The organism is Comamonas sp. FUJ_7, from assembly GCF_057369555.1.
Map to the genome: position 1 here is coordinate 215,217 of NZ_JBXXZI010000003.1, position 16,009 is coordinate 231,225.

General features: G+C 59.9%; 10 protein-coding genes. All 10 read left to right on the top strand.

All coding sequences use genetic code 11. The features are described 5' to 3' along the window. Positions 1-294: 294 nt before the first annotated feature. Positions 295-4,101, top strand: coding sequence for a response regulator (locus tag AC2I9W_RS06490; protein WP_486409190.1), 3,807 nt, complete (start codon positions 295-297; stop codon positions 4,099-4,101). Positions 4,102-4,157: 56 nt separating this feature from the next. After that, on the top strand, positions 4,158-5,087 hold the full coding sequence (locus AC2I9W_RS06495; RefSeq protein WP_486409191.1) for a diguanylate cyclase: 930 nt from the start codon (positions 4,158-4,160) through the stop codon (positions 5,085-5,087). Positions 5,088-5,144: 57 nt separating this feature from the next. Beyond that, entirely contained in the window at positions 5,145-5,954 is an 810-nt protein-coding gene (locus tag AC2I9W_RS06500; protein WP_158393484.1) for a cytochrome c biogenesis protein CcsA, read from the top strand. Next, positions 5,951-6,202, top strand: coding sequence for a PP0621 family protein (locus AC2I9W_RS06505; RefSeq protein WP_486409192.1), 252 nt, complete (start codon positions 5,951-5,953; stop codon positions 6,200-6,202). Before AC2I9W_RS06500 ends, AC2I9W_RS06505 begins: the two co-directional genes overlap by 4 nt. Positions 6,203-6,208: 6 nt before the next feature. Further along, positions 6,209-8,014, top strand: coding sequence for a sensor histidine kinase (locus AC2I9W_RS06510; protein WP_486409193.1), 1,806 nt, complete (start codon positions 6,209-6,211; stop codon positions 8,012-8,014). A gap of 47 nt (positions 8,015-8,061) precedes the next feature. Further along, on the top strand, positions 8,062-9,531 hold the full coding sequence (locus AC2I9W_RS06515; RefSeq protein WP_486409305.1) for a sigma-54-dependent transcriptional regulator: 1,470 nt from the start codon (positions 8,062-8,064) through the stop codon (positions 9,529-9,531). A gap of 4 nt (positions 9,532-9,535) precedes the next feature. Further along, a complete protein-coding gene (ampD, locus tag AC2I9W_RS06520; RefSeq protein WP_486409194.1) occupies positions 9,536-10,144 on the top strand; it encodes a 1,6-anhydro-N-acetylmuramyl-L-alanine amidase AmpD in 609 nt (202 codons plus the stop codon). A 506-nt stretch (positions 10,145-10,650) separates the two neighbouring features. Beyond that, positions 10,651-13,548: a ribonucleoside-diphosphate reductase subunit alpha gene (locus AC2I9W_RS06525; RefSeq protein WP_486409195.1), complete on the top strand. Its 2,898-nt coding sequence runs from the start codon at positions 10,651-10,653 to the stop codon at positions 13,546-13,548. A gap of 219 nt (positions 13,549-13,767) precedes the next feature. After that, positions 13,768-14,859 (top strand): ribonucleotide-diphosphate reductase subunit beta, encoded by a 1,092-nt coding sequence (locus tag AC2I9W_RS06530; RefSeq protein WP_486409196.1) that lies wholly within the window; start codon positions 13,768-13,770, stop codon positions 14,857-14,859. 178 nt (positions 14,860-15,037) lie between these two features. Further along, positions 15,038-15,967, top strand: coding sequence for a hypothetical protein (locus tag AC2I9W_RS06535; protein WP_486409197.1), 930 nt, complete (start codon positions 15,038-15,040; stop codon positions 15,965-15,967). Positions 15,968-16,009 lie beyond the last annotated feature (42 nt).

Sequence of the window (16,009 nt, forward strand, 5' to 3'; positions counted from 1 at the left end):
GTGGCTCCCCACGCATGCCAGCATAGATGACCAAGTGCCCATCGTCATTGGCCATTCAGGCTGCGTGAACCTGCCATTTTACCCGCTAGCCTTATCCGAAGCTTGTTGCCGGCTTGCTCTGCCGCTTGTGCAGTGCTGGCCCGCAAAGCGGGGGCCATGAGAGACACCCAAAAGCACACTTTCGCAGGGTTGTGACGAGCTTGCTACTAGTGGCTACACAGGTAACATGAAAACATCGTGCGGCTTCCAAGAGGGCCGAATTGACAGCGGCCTCCACCTTTTCCAAGGCACTCCATGTCTGACCAGTTGTTGTTCCGGAATTTCCTCGATCACTTTGCCGATGCATTCTTCCTGCACGACGATCAGGGACTGCTGCTGGATGTCAATACCCAGGCCTGCGACTCACTGGGCTTCAGCCGTACTGAACTGCTGAAGTGCAAGGTTCAAGACTTCGTTCTGAGCCATGACGAGCCTCAGTTGCTGGCGCTATGGGGCAGCATCGCGCCAGGCGTCAACACCATGGTGGAAAGCCTGCACCGCCACCAAAGCGGTGCGGCACTCCCTGTCGAGATCAAGATCTCCTGCCAGCAGGTGGAGGGACGCAAGCTCTTCTACACCATGGCCAGAGACATCTCGGAGCGCATGCGCCGCGAAGAAGAGATTCGCCAGCTCAACACCGAGCTGGAGCGCCGCTGGAAAGACTCCACCCTGCTGCTCAACTCGGTCATGCGGGGTACTTCCGACATCGTCTTCGTCAAGGACCTTAAAGGACGCTATCTTTTCTCCAACCCGGCTGCGGATCGCATCGCAGGACTGCCCGCAGGTGAAGTCATCGGCAAGACCGACCGCGAGATCTGGGGAGGAAAAAACAACTTTTCCGACGACGACGCCCTGGCCATGCAGAGCAGCCAGCCCGTCATTGCGGAGAGCTACGCCATGGTGGCCGGAAAAAAGGTGCTTTTCCAGTCCATCAAAAGCCCCTACAAGAATGAACACGGCGAGGTCATCGGCTTGCTGGGCATTGCCCGCGACATCACCGCACAGCGGCAGGCAGAGCAAGAGCTGCGCGCAAGCTACGAATCTCTTCAGCGGGCAGAAAAGCTCTCGCGCATCGGCAGCTGGCGCCTAAGCCTGGACACCGGAGAGTTCTGGGCGTCCGCGATGATGTACGAAATGAACGGTGCCGACCCCCAGGGTCCGCAGCTGACACCGGATGATCTGGGCCGCCTGATGCCTGCCCACGATCACGCCCGGGTCGTGGAAGCCATCAATCTTTGTGCCCAGACCGGCCAGTCCTACTCACTCGACGTTACCCATTCCACCAAAGAGCGCGGCAGCTTTCCTGCCTGCATTCTGGGTCAGGCAGACCGGGATGCCAGTGGCCGCATCGTAAGCATCAGCGGCACCGTCCAGGATCTCTCCGAGCGCGTGAATGCCAAGCGCAGACTTGAAGCCCTGGCCGATAACCTCCCCAACGGAGCGATCTACAGCATTGAAGGTGAGGCCGAGGACATCCGGATGTCCTACGTGAGTGCAGGTATAGAAAAGCTCATAGGCATCAGCGCCGCCGCCATCATGGCGGACCGCAATGTCTACCTAAATGCCATCCATCCGGAAGACCGGTCTGGCTACCTGGCCCACGCCCAAGCCGTGCACCTGTCACGCGGCATGTTTGACCACCGCTTTCGCATCATCCAGCCCAATGGCCGCATCCGCTGGCTGCATTGCCGCTCAGCCCCCAGGCGCATGGACGGCGAGGGCTGCCGTACCACCTGGGATGGCATCATGCTTGATGTGACCCAAGAATACGAGGCGGAGCAGGCACTGCAGGCCGCCAAGGAAGCCGCCGAAGCCGCCGAGCGCACCAAGTCCGAGTTTCTGGCCACCATGAGCCATGAAATCCGCACGCCCATGAACACGGTGATCGGCATGACACGTCTGGTGCAGCAGACCTTACTGTCCCCCAAGCAGCGCAACTACCTGGAAAAGGTGGAGCTCTCGGCCAATGCCCTGCTGTCCATCATCAATGACATTCTTGACTACTCCAAGATCGAAGCCGGCATGCTCAAACTGGAGAGTGTGGACTTTGCCCTCGACGATATTCTGGAAACCGTCTCGGCCGTCACCACCTTGCGTGCAGAGGAAAAAGGGATTGAAGTCATCTATTCGGTTTCACCGGAAGTGCCGCGTCAACTGCGTGGCGACTCTTTGCGCCTGAGCCAGATCCTCAACAATCTGGTGAGCAATGCCATCAAGTTCACCCATCAGGGGGAAGTGGTGGTGTCCATTGAAAAAGAGCGTCCAGCCATCGCCCGCAGCGATGCGGATGCAAACGAGCCACAAACCCTGCTCATTTCTGTGCGCGATACCGGCATCGGCATGAATCAGGCTCAGGTTCAGCAACTGTTTCGCCCCTTCTCTCAGGCCGACAGCCAGACCACGCGCCGCTATGGCGGCACCGGCCTGGGGTTGGCCATCTGCAACCGGCTGGTCCAGCTGATGAATGGCCAGTTCGATGTGCTAAGCACCCCTGGTCGTGGCAGCACCTTCCGCTTCACGGTGGAAATGCAGGTTGCCCAGCAGCCCGTCAAACGACCTCAGATCTACCGGGTGGGTGCAGTCGACAGGGTTCTCATCGTCGATGACAACGCCAGTGCACGCGATATTCTCAGCACCATGGTGACTAGTTTTGGCATGCGCACCGATGCCGTGGACAGCGGTGCCAAGGCGCTGGCAGCGCTGCATACTGCCTCCCAAAGCGGCAACCCCTACAGCCTTGTGCTGATGGACTGGCGTATGCCAGGCATGGATGGGCTGGAGACGGCCCGCCGCATTCGCGAAGTCGAGCATTTGGCGTCCATTCCCGCAGTGCTCATGGTCACAGCCTACGGCCGCGACGAAGTACAAAGACAGGCAGAGCAGTTGGGCCTGCAGGGGCTGCTCACCAAGCCGGTGACCGAGTCCGTGCTGTTCAACTCGATTCTGGAGATCTTGCAGACACAGGCTCCAAGTCCTGCGCATGCGCAGGGCCAGATACAGGACTCGGCCAGCCATTACCCGCAACTCAAAGGCAAGCGCGTGCTGGTGGTCGATGACAACGCACTGAACCGCGAGGTTGCAGCTGACTTCCTTGAGCTGGTCGGCATCAAGGTGGAGCTGGCCGCCGACGGTGTACAAGCCTTGAACGCCCTGAGCAGGCAGCCCTTTGATCTGGTACTGATGGATGTGCACATGCCCAATATGGATGGCATGCAGGCCACTCGCGCCATACGGGCGCAACCCGCGCTGAGTCGCTTGCCTGTGATTGCTCTGACCGCCCAGGCCCGTACCGAAGACCGCGATGCCATTGAGGCCGCAGGCATGAATGCACACCTGAGCAAACCCATTGACGACCAACTGCTCTATGAGACGCTGTGCCAGTGGATGTGCGCAGGCGACTGTGCTGCGCCCAGAGCGCCCACTCCCCCTCAATCCAATGCCCAGCCGAAAAGCGAAGCTGCTTTTGACCTCCGGGAAATGCAGCGCCGCTTTCGCTACAACGCACCTCTGATCAACCGCGTCCTTCATGGTTTTGTACGCGACTTTTCCCCAGCGCCTGCACAGCTGCGAGAGTACCTGGCCCAGAGCCGCTGGCAAGACTTGGGCATGCTGGCCCATTCGCTCAAAGGCTCTCTGGGCTACCTGGGTGCACCCGCGCTCATGGAGCAGGCCGCCCAACTGGAAGCCTCGTGCCGCACGCCTCACGGAATCATGAGCCTGCCACCGCAGGCCTTGCATCACCTGCAGCAGCAAGTGCCTGTCTTTGCCGAACATCTGCAGCAGCTACTGAATCAGTTGCCGACCGCCCTTAAGGCCGTGAGCGAGTCCGGGACGCCTGTACCAGCGCACAGCCTTGCGGACATTGAGTCCATCATTCAAGAGCTACGCCAGTTGATTGCCGATGGCAATTACGCGGCCCTTGGAGTGTTCGATCAGCTCCAGCGCCTGCTGGAGCAACGTCAACATGGCGCACAGTTACAGCGCATTCGCAAAAACATAGAAGACCTGGAGGCCGATGCCGCACTTCATGACCTTGATCAACTTCGTCAGCAACTGTCCTAGAGCACACCCTGTTGCAGCCGCTTGTCGCCTGTCCCTCTACCTGTGAAGCGCCATTGATGTTGGAAGAACTGGAACAAGACCTGCCCTCTTTGCTCATCGTGGACGATGAGCGCCTCAACCGCACCATGCTGGCCGAACTGCTGGGACAGCAATACCGGGTTCTGCTGGCCAAGGATGGTCCCAGCGCCCTGACGATTGCCAACCGTGAAGCTCACCGACTGATGCTGATCCTGCTCGATGTCAGCATGCCGGGCATGGACGGCTACGAAGTCCTGGCTCAGTTGCGCAACAACGAAGCCACGGCAGGCATCGCCATCATCTTCATCACCGGGCAAAGCGATGCAGCAGCCGAGGAGTACGGCTTGCGCCTGGGCGCTGCGGACTATGTCTCCAAGCCCATACGTCCCGCCGTAGTAAGTGTGCGCGTGCGCAACCAGATTCAAATGGCCCAACAGCGTCGTGCGCTGGAGAAACTGGCCCATGTCGATGGTCTAACCCGGCTCTCCAACCGGCGCCATTTTGATGACATGCTGCAACGCACCAGCCGCCGCTGCATGCGCACGGGCGAAGCCCTGAGTCTGGCACTGATAGATATCGATCACTTCAAGCAGTACAACGATTACTACGGCCATATTCAAGGGGATGAAGCTCTTAAATCTGTCGCAGCAGCGCTAGCGCTCCATGCGCGGCGTTCGTTTGACATCGCAGCCCGCTTTGGCGGCGAGGAATTTGCCCTCATCCTGCCCGGTCATACTGAGCTGCAGGCGCTGGTGGAGCAGCTTCGCTCCAGCATTGCCGGACTGGGGATAGCCCATGCCTCGTCTGGAACGGCTGCACACCTAACTGTCAGCTGTGGCGTTCTGACCATTACCCAGCCTGCGCCGGACGCCTTTGAAGACTGGCTGCAGAAAGTGGACGAGCTGCTCTACAAAGCCAAGTCTCAAGGACGCAATCAGGTTCAGGCTGCGCTTTATGCGCAAAATTGACGAAGGACAGCACCCCACAGAGGGCGAGTGTCAGCCAGCGGCACTATCATAGAAAGCATGCTTTCCCAACCGCTCACCGCAGCCAGCTCCATAGGCTGGATTCTGGCCATTGCGGCAGCCATTGCCTATGCCCTCCCCGCACTTGCCACGCAGCAGCGCCTGCAAGAGGCGGGGGCACGCCGTTGCCTGCGTCTGGCCTGGGCCTTGCATGCCTTGTTGCTGGCATGGGGCCTGCTGGGTAGTACACCCCACTTCGGTTTTGCACCGGCTCTTTCCATCACTGCCTGGCTGGTCTTGACTGTTTATGCAGTAGAGCAGCAGCTTTATCCACAACTGCGCTCACGCTGGCCGCTGTCCATACTTGGCAGTGTCGCCGTGCTTTTGGCCGTGGTATTTCCCGGTACTCCCTTGCACATCAGTGCCTCACCCTGGCTACCGCTGCATCTGGCCTTGGGAATTGCATCCTACGGCCTGTTTGCCGCAGCCGTAGTTCATGCCGCCCTGATGAGCCATGCCGAGCGACAGATGCGACTGGGATCGGAGCATGAGGGCGGTCTGCCCCTGCTGACCCTAGAGAGGCTGACTTTCCGCTTTGTAGGCGCTGGCTTCGTCCTGCTCACCGCTACCTTGGCCGCCGGCTGGCTATTTGGCGAGCAAATTTATGGTCGCGCCTGGGTATGGAGCCACAAGTCCGTGTTCTCGCTGCTGTCCTGGCTGGCCTTCGCAGTCTTGCTGTTTGGCCGCAAGCGGTTCGGCTGGCGCGGACAAAGCGCTGTGCGCGTGCTCTACATCGGTGCCATCTTTCTGCTGCTGGCCTATGTCGGCTCCCGCTTTGTGATTGAAGTGCTGCTGGAGCGCGTTGCATGAAATACCTGCTCGTCCTGCTGGTTGTAGTCATTGCCTTCGGCATCTGGCGCAGCAAGCGCCGAGCTGTGGCTGCGACAACTGCGCGCACCCGACCTGCGGCTGCTCTCAAAAACCCACAGGCCATGGTCGCCTGCGCTCATTGCGGCCTCCATCTGCCGCTGGCTGACGCCGTCACAAGCACATCTGGCCATGTTTTTTGCTGTGCGCAGCATCAGCGCATGGGCCCGCAAAGCAGCGCCTCTCACTGAGCACGTATGGAAAACTCCGCCTCCCCCTGGCAGCACACAGCCATACCGCTGGATACCGCCATCAGCAAACGCGCGGATGCCAGTCTCAACGCCCCCTTCGTGCGCCTGTGGCAGGCCTTTCTCAGCGGCAGGGTGCTGCTGGCACTGGCACTGATTCTTCTGCAGGCCATGAACCTGCAGCTGCAAAACCTCAGCTCCCCCATCATCTGGCTGATTTGCTGCACCTATCTGGCCTTGACAATCGTTTTGCGCCTGACAGCCAACCGGAACCTGCCGGCACCCAAAGATGCCCTGCAGTGGTTCCCCGTCATAGGCGTAGATATTGCAGTCATCTTCTTGCTGCAGATTTTTCAAGTCGGCGCACTGAATTACACCGCTTTACTGGCCCTTCCAATTCTGATTTCAGCCGCTCTCGGGGGCCTAATGCTGGCCTTGGGCACCACCGCCAGCATCACGCTTTTGACACTGGCTTATACGTTCTGGAAATACCAGGAAGGCTTCAACGACGCCGCTCAGTCTTTCTATCAGGTCGCTTTTTCCTGCGCTGGGTACTTCTGCATTGCCTATCTGACCCATGAGCTGGCCAAGCGCGTGCGCAGGGAGCGCTCTCAGTCCCTTTTCAACCAGCTGCGTACCCGGACGCAGGAGCAGGTCAACGGCCTGGTGATCAACCATTTCTCGGATGGCGTGCTGGTGGTGGACTCCAGTTTGCAGGTACTACAGGCCAACCCCGCAGCCCTGCAATTGCTCGGGTTGCCTGAAAACGCCCCTCAACCCTTCTCGCTGCAAGCCCAGGGCTGGTGGGAGCCGTTGACCAAATCTGCACAAGCCAGCTTCGCTCACTCTCGCCCACTGTCTGCCACCATTTATCTGCAGCCGCATGAGCAACGCGGCTCAACCGGCATCCATGTACGCACCCGCATCACGGAAGTCGGTGCGCCTTACCTCGACGTCGATCCACAACCCGAGACAGGTCACGCCCTGTGCGTCATGTTCTTGCACGACCTGCGTGAGATGGAAGCGCAATTGCGCACCGAAAAGCTCGCCTCCATGGGCCGCATGTCAGCCGCCGTGGCGCATGAAATCCGCAACCCGCTGGCAGCCATTACACAGGCCAATGCCTTGCTGGCCGAAGACCTCGCAAGCCAGCCCGGCCCCCAGCAGCTTTGCCGCATCGTGGGACAGAATGCAGACCGACTGGCACGCATTGCTGAAGAAATTCTCAACCTTGCTCGCGTTCAGCAAAGCTCAGGGGCTCCCCAGGGGCAGTCGCTTCCCCTGGATACCTTGATTTCACAGATCAGCCGCGAATGGCGCACTCAATCCTCGCCGCCGCGCCAGCTCTTGCTGCAGCTCAATGCCACGGCTCGTCACATCCTGTTCGACGAAGAGCATTTGCGCCGCGTGCTCATCAACCTGCTGGACAATGCCCAGCGCCACCGCCGCAATCCAGCAGACGCCGACGGCCTGCAGCTGATCACCGGTCACGGTCCCCTGGATCCTCTGAGACACGACGCGGACATGCACAAGGACTCCTGCTGGTTCATGGTCTGGAGCGACGGTGCCCCCCTGGATTCCAGTGTGGAGCGCCACTTGTTTGAGCCTTTCTTTTCCTCACAAAGCCGCTCCAGCGGCCTGGGGCTCTACATCTGCCGTGAACTGTGCCAGCGCTACGATGCCGCCATCAGCTACCAGCGCATGTCCCGCAGCACGCCCCAGGGAAACGTCGATGGCAATGCCTTCATCGTGATTTTGCGCAGCGGCCCTTCCTCTCTCGCCAACCATTCCCTGTTTGACTCGATCATGGTGTAAGCCCAGTGACTTTCTTGCCCTCTTCACCTTCGTCAGCTCATATTCTTGTGGTCGATGACGAACCCGATCTGCGAACACTCTATGAGCTGACCCTGCTCAGGGAAGGCTATCGCGTCGAAACCGCTGGTTCGGTCCAGGAAGGCAGTGAGCAGCTGCAACAACATGTCTTTGATGTAGTGATCACCGACATGCGTCTGCCCGACGGCGTCGGCATGGAATTGCTGCTGCAATTGCGTGATACCGCACGCAGCGAGCGCTGCATTGTCATGACGGCCTATGGCTCTGCCGAAAATGCCGTGGAAGCGCTGCGCGCCGGAGCCTTTGACTATCTGACAAAGCCTGTGGATCTGCGCCAGTTTCGCCAGGTCGTCGCCTCCGCCGTGCAAGGCATTGGAGCGGTTCCTACCCCAGGAAAGTCTTCTCCCAGCAGCGGCTCTGCCAGTACCACGGACACACCGGATACCGAAAACCATGCTCTGCAGGCCCTGGTGGGTAATTCCAAGCCCATGCAGCAAGTCAAGCAGCGCATTGCCAAGGTTGCCAAGGGCATGGCGCCGGTGCTGATCCACGGCGAATCAGGTACCGGCAAAGAGCTTGTCGCTCGCGCCCTGCATGCCTGCAGTCAGCGCGCCGACGGCCCCATGGTCGCCGTCAACTGCGGCGCCATTCCTGAAAACCTGCTCGAAGCCGAGTTCTTCGGCGCCCGCAAGGGCTCCTACACCGGTGCCACACAAGACCGGCCCGGCTACTTTCAGGCGGCCCAGGGCGGCACCCTGTTTCTGGACGAAATCGGTGACCTGCCTCTGGCCATGCAGGCCAAGCTGCTGCGCGCCATCCAGGAGCGCAAGATCCGCCCTCTGGGCAGCACTCAGGAAGAAGCCGTCGATGTACGCATCGTCAGTGCCACCCATCGAGACTTGGGTGCGGAAGTCCAGAGCGGCAACTTCCGTCAGGACCTGTTCTACCGTCTCAACGTCATTGAAATTGAGCTGCCCGCGCTGCGCGAGCGTCGCGAAGATCTGGGCTTGCTGTGCCGGGCGCTGCTGCAAAAGCTCGCCCATGAATCGGGCCTGGACACCCCCGAGCTGGACGAAATCAGCCTCTCTCAGATCGCCCAGCTCCCTCTGCCCGGCAATGTGCGTGAGCTTGAGAACGTATTGCACCGCGCTATTGCCCTGGGCGATGCGGGCCCGCTTCGGCTGCCAGACTTCAGCGCTGAGCCCGAGGTTGATAGTTCACAGTCTTTGGCTGGCCCGTCCACCTTATCCACAGCTGCGCCAACCTCGACACAGGCTGCAGCCAGCGCCTGCCCTGCAACACTGCCCGAGGATCTTCAAGGCTGGCTGGACGAGCAAGAGCGAGAGATTTTGGTCCGTGCGCTGCAGGACAATGGCTTCAACCGCACAGCCACGGCGGCCAGACTGGGCATCAGCCTGCGCCAGATTCGCTACCGCATCGAGCGACTGGGCATCGATCTTCCTGCCGATGGCGCAAAGCACCACAGTGACCTTGCCTGATTCCATGCCCTCACAACAGCACCAAGCGCAGTGGCAGGCAGGCTGGTACCCAGCAGCGCAGCGCCTGCCCTCACCCAACTTCGGTCCACGCCCTGAAGCGGCGCAGATAGACCTGGTCGTCATTCACTCCATCAGCCTGCCTCCGGGCCAGTTCGGCACAGGCGCAGTCCAGCAGCTGTTCACCAATCAGCTGGACTGGGACGCCCATCCTTACTACCAGAGCATTCGTGGCCTGGAGGTTTCGTCCCACTTCTTCATCACGCGCCAGGGAGAGGTCTGGCAGTTCGTCAGCTGCGACGACCGGGCCTGGCATGCCGGCGTCAGCCAGTGGCGAGGGCGCGAGCGCTGCAATGATGACTCCATTGGCATCGAGCTCGAAGGCTTGGAAGGCCTGAGTTTTGAGGCGCCGCAATACCAGGCGCTTGAGCAACTGTGCGCCGCCATTGCCGAGCAATACCCGGTGCGCTATATCGCCGGACATGAGCACATCGCGCCAGGGCGCAAGCAAGACCCCGGCCCCGGCTTTGACTGGCCACGACTGCGACAGCAGCTGAGCAGCGCAGGCAAAACGCAGGATTGGAAATTTCCGCCCGGTCTGCCAAACAGCGTATGAATTTTCATAGCGCCTTGCGCTTGATAAGCAATGATTTCATAGCTTAACCAAGCCAGATTCATTGACTGACTAGCGCTATGCGCTCTCCTTTTTGATGCCCATTCACTGGCACCGCGTTTTCGCGCTTCATCAAGTGCTGTCAATGGCGTGCGCGCAACAACTGTCGCCTGCATCAAACACGCAAATTTTTTACATATTTCCAGCGCTAAAACTGCCGCCGCAAGACTCACCCCAAAGCCTTTATTCATGCGGGATGAAGTCATTTTCAAAGCTGTCAAGCGGCTGTTGAAATGTCCTCTTCAGTAGTTTCATCAGGCCCATCCAGCTCCAGCGAGATACACTACCCCTAGTGTTTGAGAGCGCCTCAGACCCCACATCTAGTGTTTACAAGTTGTGCACACCCTGTGCAAACCATGTGTAGACCAAGGCGCCGAATCGTGTTTTTGATGGCCTGCCCAGAGTGCAGGCCTTTGTCTGCCTATCCACATATTGATTCAGAGGAACTTATGCAAGAAGCGTTGAACTCACTGCCTTCTGCCGCGCCCGACAGCGCAGCCAATTCTTCCTCCCCCAACGACAGCTACCAGATCATCCGCCGCAGCGGCGATGTGGTGGCCTTTGCCCCCCAGAAGATTGCCGTGGCGCTGACCAAGGCATTTCTGGCCGTGCGCGGCGCTCAGGGCGCAGCTTCTGCCAGCGTGCGCGACACCGTCAACGAATTGACCGAGGGCGTGGTGCGCGCTCTGCTGCGCTCTCGCCCCGAAGGCGGCACTTTCCACATCGAAGATGTGCAGGACCAGGTCGAGCTGGGCCTGATGCGCGGCGGTCACCAGGACGTGGCCCGTGCTTACGTGCTGTACCGCGAAGCCCGCAACCAGGAGCGTGCCGAGCAAAAGAAAGCCGCCGAAGCTGCGGCCAGCGCCGCCAAGGCCAGCAAGCCCACCCTGCACGTGACCGACAACGGCCAGCGCGTGCCGCTAAACCAGGAGCGCCTGGAAGCCCTGATTGCCGCCTCCTGCCGCAATCTGAATGCCGACATTCAGGCTGCCCCCATCGTGGCCGAAACACTGCGCAACCTGTACGACGGCGTGCCTCTGAGCGAAGTGTTCAAGGCCTCCATCCTGGCCGCCCGCACGCTGATCGAAAAAGATCCCGACTACACCTACGTCACCGCCCGCCTGCTGCTGCACACCATCGTGCGCGAAGTCATGGGCCGCGATGTGCAGCCCGCTGAAATGCAAGCGGCTTACGCCGACTACTTCCCCGGCTTCATCCAGAAGGGCGTGGACAACGAACTGCTCAACCCCGAGCTGCTGAAATACGACCTGCCCCGTCTGGCCAAGGCCCTGAAGGCCGAGCGCGACGAACAGTTCGACTACCTGGGTCTGCAGACGCTGTACGACCGCTACTTCCTGCACGTCAAGAAGACCCGCATCGAGCTGCCCCAGTCCTTCTTCATGCGCGTGGCCATGGGCTTGGCGCTGCAGGAAGATGACCGCAATGCACGCGCCATCGAGTTCTACGAACTGCTGTCCTCGTTTGACTTCATGTCGTCCACCCCCACGCTGTTCAACAGCGGCACATTGCGCTCGCAACTGTCGTCCTGCTACCTGACCACCGTGCCCGATGACCTGGACGGCATTTACGAGTCCATCAAGGAAAACGCTCTGCTGTCCAAGTTTGCGGGCGGTCTGGGCAACGACTGGACCCGCGTGCGTGCCCTGGGCTCGCGCATCAAGGGCACCAATGGTGAATCGCAAGGCGTGGTTCCGTTCCTGAAGGTGGTCAACGACACGGCCGTGGCCGTGAACCAGGGCGGCAAGCGCAAGGGCGCAGTCTGCACGTATCTGGAATCGTGGCACCTGGACATCGAAGAGTTCCTGGAGCTGCGCAAGAACACCGGCGACGACCGCCGCCGCACCCACGACATGAACACGGCGAACTGGATTCCCGACCTGTTCATGAAACGCGTGATGGAAAAGGGCCAGTGGACTCTGTTCTCGCCCGCCGACACGCCCGATCTGCACGACCTCTACGGCGAAGCCTTCGAGAAGGCCTACACCGCCTATGAGGCCAAGGTCGACAGCGGCGAGCTCAAGCTGGCCAAGCGCATTCCCGCCGTGGACCTGTGGCGCAAGATGCTCTCGATGCTGTTCGAGACCGGCCACCCCTGGATCACCTTCAAGGACCCTTGCAACATCCGCTCGCCCCAGCAGCACGTGGGTGTGGTGCACTCGTCCAATCTGTGCACCGAGATCACGCTCAACACCAGCGACACCGAAACCGCGGTCTGCAACCTGGGCTCCGTGAACCTGGTCCAGCACATCAAGGACGGCAAGATCGACCACGACAAGCTGCGCAAGACCGTGAACACGGCCATGCGCATGCTGGACAACGTGATCGACATCAACTACTACGCCGTGCAAAAGGCCAAGGATTCCAACCTGCGCCACCGCCCCGTGGGCATGGGCCTAATGGGCTTCCAGGACGCGCTTTATGAAATGCGCACGGCCTACGCCAGCCAGGGCGCCGTCGAGTTTGCCGATGAAGCCATGGAAGCCATCTGCTACTACGCTTACTGGGCCTCGACCGAGCTGGCCAAGGAGCGCGGCACTTACTCCACCTTCAAGGGCTCGCTGTGGGATCAGGGCATCCTGCCCCCCGACACCCTGAAGCTGCTGGAAAAGGCCCGTGGCGGTTACGTGGAAGTGGATCGCTCGTCCAAGCTGGACTGGGACGCTTTGCGTGCAAAAATAGCCAAGGACGGCATGCGCAACTCCAACTGCGTGGCCATTGCTCCTACTGCCACCATCTCCAACATCGTGGGCGTGGATGCCTCGATCGAGCCTTCGTTCGGCAACCTGTCCGTGAAGTCCAACCTGTCGGGTGAATTCACCGTCATCAACCAGTACCTGGTGCGTGACTTGAAGCGTCTGGGTCTGTGGGACGACGTGATGGTCATGGACCTCAAGCACTTCGACGGCTCGCTGCGCGCCATCGACCGCGTGCCGCAAGAGATCAAGAACCTCTACGCCACCGCGTTTGAAGTCTCGCCCGAGTGGCTGGTGGAAGCCGCCTCGCGCCGCCAGAAGTGGATCGACCAGGCCCAGAGCCTGAACATCTACATGGCCGGTGCATCGGGCAAGAAGCTGCACGACACCTACATGCTGGCCTGGCTGCGTGGTCTGAAGACCACCTACTATCTGCGCACCACCAGCGCGACGCAGATTGAAAAATCGACTGTGCAAAGCCGCACGCTGAATGCGGTGTCTTCCGCTGCTCCATCAGCCGCACCTGCGATGAGCGCACTGGAAGCTGCTGCTGCCGCTGCACGTGCTCAGGCTCCTGCCACAGACGTCAAGTTCTGCGCGATTGATGACCCAGGCTGCGAGGCCTGCCAGTAACTGGCAACCCCCCCTGAGGCGCTAACGCGCCTTCCCCCTCTCTCGCTTTGCTTCGCAATACGGGAGGGGGACGACACCCTCGGTGCGCGGCGGCGCTTCCTCGGTGTCTCTCGCTTTAGAGTGCGCCAGTATTTGAGTGGCGACACCCTATCAATCAATGATTGAAAAGCTGGATGTCGATTGCATTGCACCCAGCTTGTCTCATAGAGGAATACCTTCATGCTGAGCTTTGACGACGACACCTTCGCCCCTTCCGCGACTAGCGAGCAAGCTGGCGCGTCCACCAGCACCCACAAGCGCGTCAATGCCGCTGACAAGCGCATCATCAACGCCAAGACCGACGTGAACCAGCTGGTTCCCTTCAAGTACAAGTGGGCCTGGGAAAAGTATCTGGCCACCTGCGCCAACCACTGGATGCCGCAGGAAGTGAACATGACGCGCGACATCGCGCTGTGGAAGGACCCCAACGGTCTGACCGAAGACGAGCGCCGCATCGTCAAGCGCAATCTGGGCTTCTTTGTGACGGCCGACTCGCTGGCCGCCAACAACATCGTGCTGGGCACCTACCGCCACATCACGGCGCCCGAGTGCCGCCAGTTCCTGCTGCGCCAGGCCTTTGAAGAAGCCATCCACACCCATGCCTACCAGTACATCGTGGAATCGCTGGGCCTGGATGAATCGGAAATCTTCAACGCCTACAACGAAATCAAATCCATCCGCGACAAGGACGAGTTCCTGATCCCCTTCATCGAAGCGATCATGGACCCTAACTTCAAGACCGGCACACCTGAAACCGATCAGAGGCTGCTGAAGTCGCTGATCGTTTTTGCCTGCCTGATGGAAGGCCTTTTCTTCTATGTGGGCTTCACGCAGATTCTGGCCCTGGGCCGTCAGAACAAGATGACCGGCGCTGCCGAGCAGTACCAGTACATCCTGCGCGACGAATCCATGCACTGCAACTTCGGCATCGACTTGATCAACCAGTTGAAGCTTGAGAACCCGCACCTGTGGACGGCCGAGTTCAAGGAAGAGATCAACGGCCTGTTCCGCAAGGCGGTCGAGCTGGAATATCGCTATGCCGAAGACACCATGCCTCGCGGCGTGCTGGGCATGAATGCATCCATGTTCAAGGGCTATCTGCGCTACATTGCCAACCGCCGCGCTACGCAAATCGGTCTGGAAGAGCTGTTCCCCGGTGAAGAAAATCCGTTCCCTTGGATGAGTGAGATGATCGATTTGAAGAAAGAACGTAACTTCTTTGAGACACGAGTCATCGAGTATCAAACCGGAGGCGCACTTTCTTGGGATTAATCGCTTCTAAGCAGGCACAATGCGAGTCATGACTTGCTTCACTTCATTGCTACAAAAAACTGAGATTTTGGCGTGAAGCAAATTTGTGTTCCTAGCGATGCGTAACTCCACATCGCTTTGAATCGTCCGGCACTGAAAAGCGCCGGACGTCTTATGCAAATCAACGAAGGAGAAAATGATGGCAACTGCGAAGAAGACGGCCGCCAAGGCCACACCCGAGAAAAAGACACCTGCCAAGAAGGCGGCCGCGCCCAAGGCTGAAGCTGTGAAGAAGGCAGCTGCAACCAAGACTGCTGCCGCTCCCAAGGCAACAACCAAGGCTGCGGCCCCTAAGAAGACTGCAACTGCAGCCAAGGCCGCCCCCGCCAAGAAGGCAACGACTACCACCAAGGCTGCACCTGCAAAGACTGCAGCCAAGACCACGGCTGCGAAGGCAGCTCCTGCAAAGACCGCCACCAAGGCTGCTGCAACCAAGAAGGCTGCAACTGCTGCCAAGGCCGCTCCTGCAAAGACCGCCACCAAGGCTGCTGCACCCAAGAAGGCTGCAACTGCTGCCAAGGCCGCTCCTGCAAAGACCGCCACCAAGGCTGCCGCACCCAAGAAGGCTGCAACCGCTGCCAAGGCAGCTCCTGCAAAGACCGCCACCAAGGCTGCTGCACCCAAGAAGGCTGCAACTGCTGCCAAGGCCGCTCCAGCAAAGACCGCCACCAAGGCTGCTGCACCCAAGAAGGCTGCAACTGCTGCCAAGGCCGCTCCTGCAAAGACCGCCACCAAGGCTGCTGCCCCCAAGAAGGCTGCAAGCACTGCCAAGGCCGCTCCTGCAAAGACCGCCACCAAGGCTGCTGCACCCAAGAAGGCTGCCACCGCTGCCAAGGCCGCTCCTGCAAAGACCGCCACCAAGGCTGCTGCACCCAAGAAGGCTGCAACTGCTGCCAAGGCCGCTCCTGTGAAGGCTGCAGCAAAGAAGACCGCGGCTCCCCGCAAGACTGCCGCCAAGAAGACTGCAGCTCCTGCACCCGCTCCAGTGACTGAAACAGCAGCACCCGTGGCTCAAACGCGCCTGGCTCCTCAAGCTGCCTGGCCCTTCCCCACGGGTAACAAGCCCTGATAGGCGCTCGCTGACCTGAACGTCATAAAAAAGCCCGACTCT

Coding starts and splice junctions, on each gene's coding strand:
- AC2I9W_RS06490 (WP_486409190.1), top strand. CDS start 295: ATGTCTGACCAGTTGTTGTTCCGGAATTTCCTCGATCACTTTGCCGAT.
- AC2I9W_RS06495 (WP_486409191.1), top strand. CDS start 4,158: ATGTTGGAAGAACTGGAACAAGACCTGCCCTCTTTGCTCATCGTGGAC.
- AC2I9W_RS06500 (WP_158393484.1), top strand. CDS start 5,145: ATGCTTTCCCAACCGCTCACCGCAGCCAGCTCCATAGGCTGGATTCTG.
- AC2I9W_RS06505 (WP_486409192.1), top strand. CDS start 5,951: ATGAAATACCTGCTCGTCCTGCTGGTTGTAGTCATTGCCTTCGGCATC.
- AC2I9W_RS06510 (WP_486409193.1), top strand. CDS start 6,209: ATGGAAAACTCCGCCTCCCCCTGGCAGCACACAGCCATACCGCTGGAT.
- ampD (WP_486409194.1), top strand. CDS start 9,536: ATGCCCTCACAACAGCACCAAGCGCAGTGGCAGGCAGGCTGGTACCCA.
- AC2I9W_RS06525 (WP_486409195.1), top strand. CDS start 10,651: ATGCAAGAAGCGTTGAACTCACTGCCTTCTGCCGCGCCCGACAGCGCA.
- AC2I9W_RS06530 (WP_486409196.1), top strand. CDS start 13,768: ATGCTGAGCTTTGACGACGACACCTTCGCCCCTTCCGCGACTAGCGAG.
- AC2I9W_RS06535 (WP_486409197.1), top strand. CDS start 15,038: ATGGCAACTGCGAAGAAGACGGCCGCCAAGGCCACACCCGAGAAAAAG.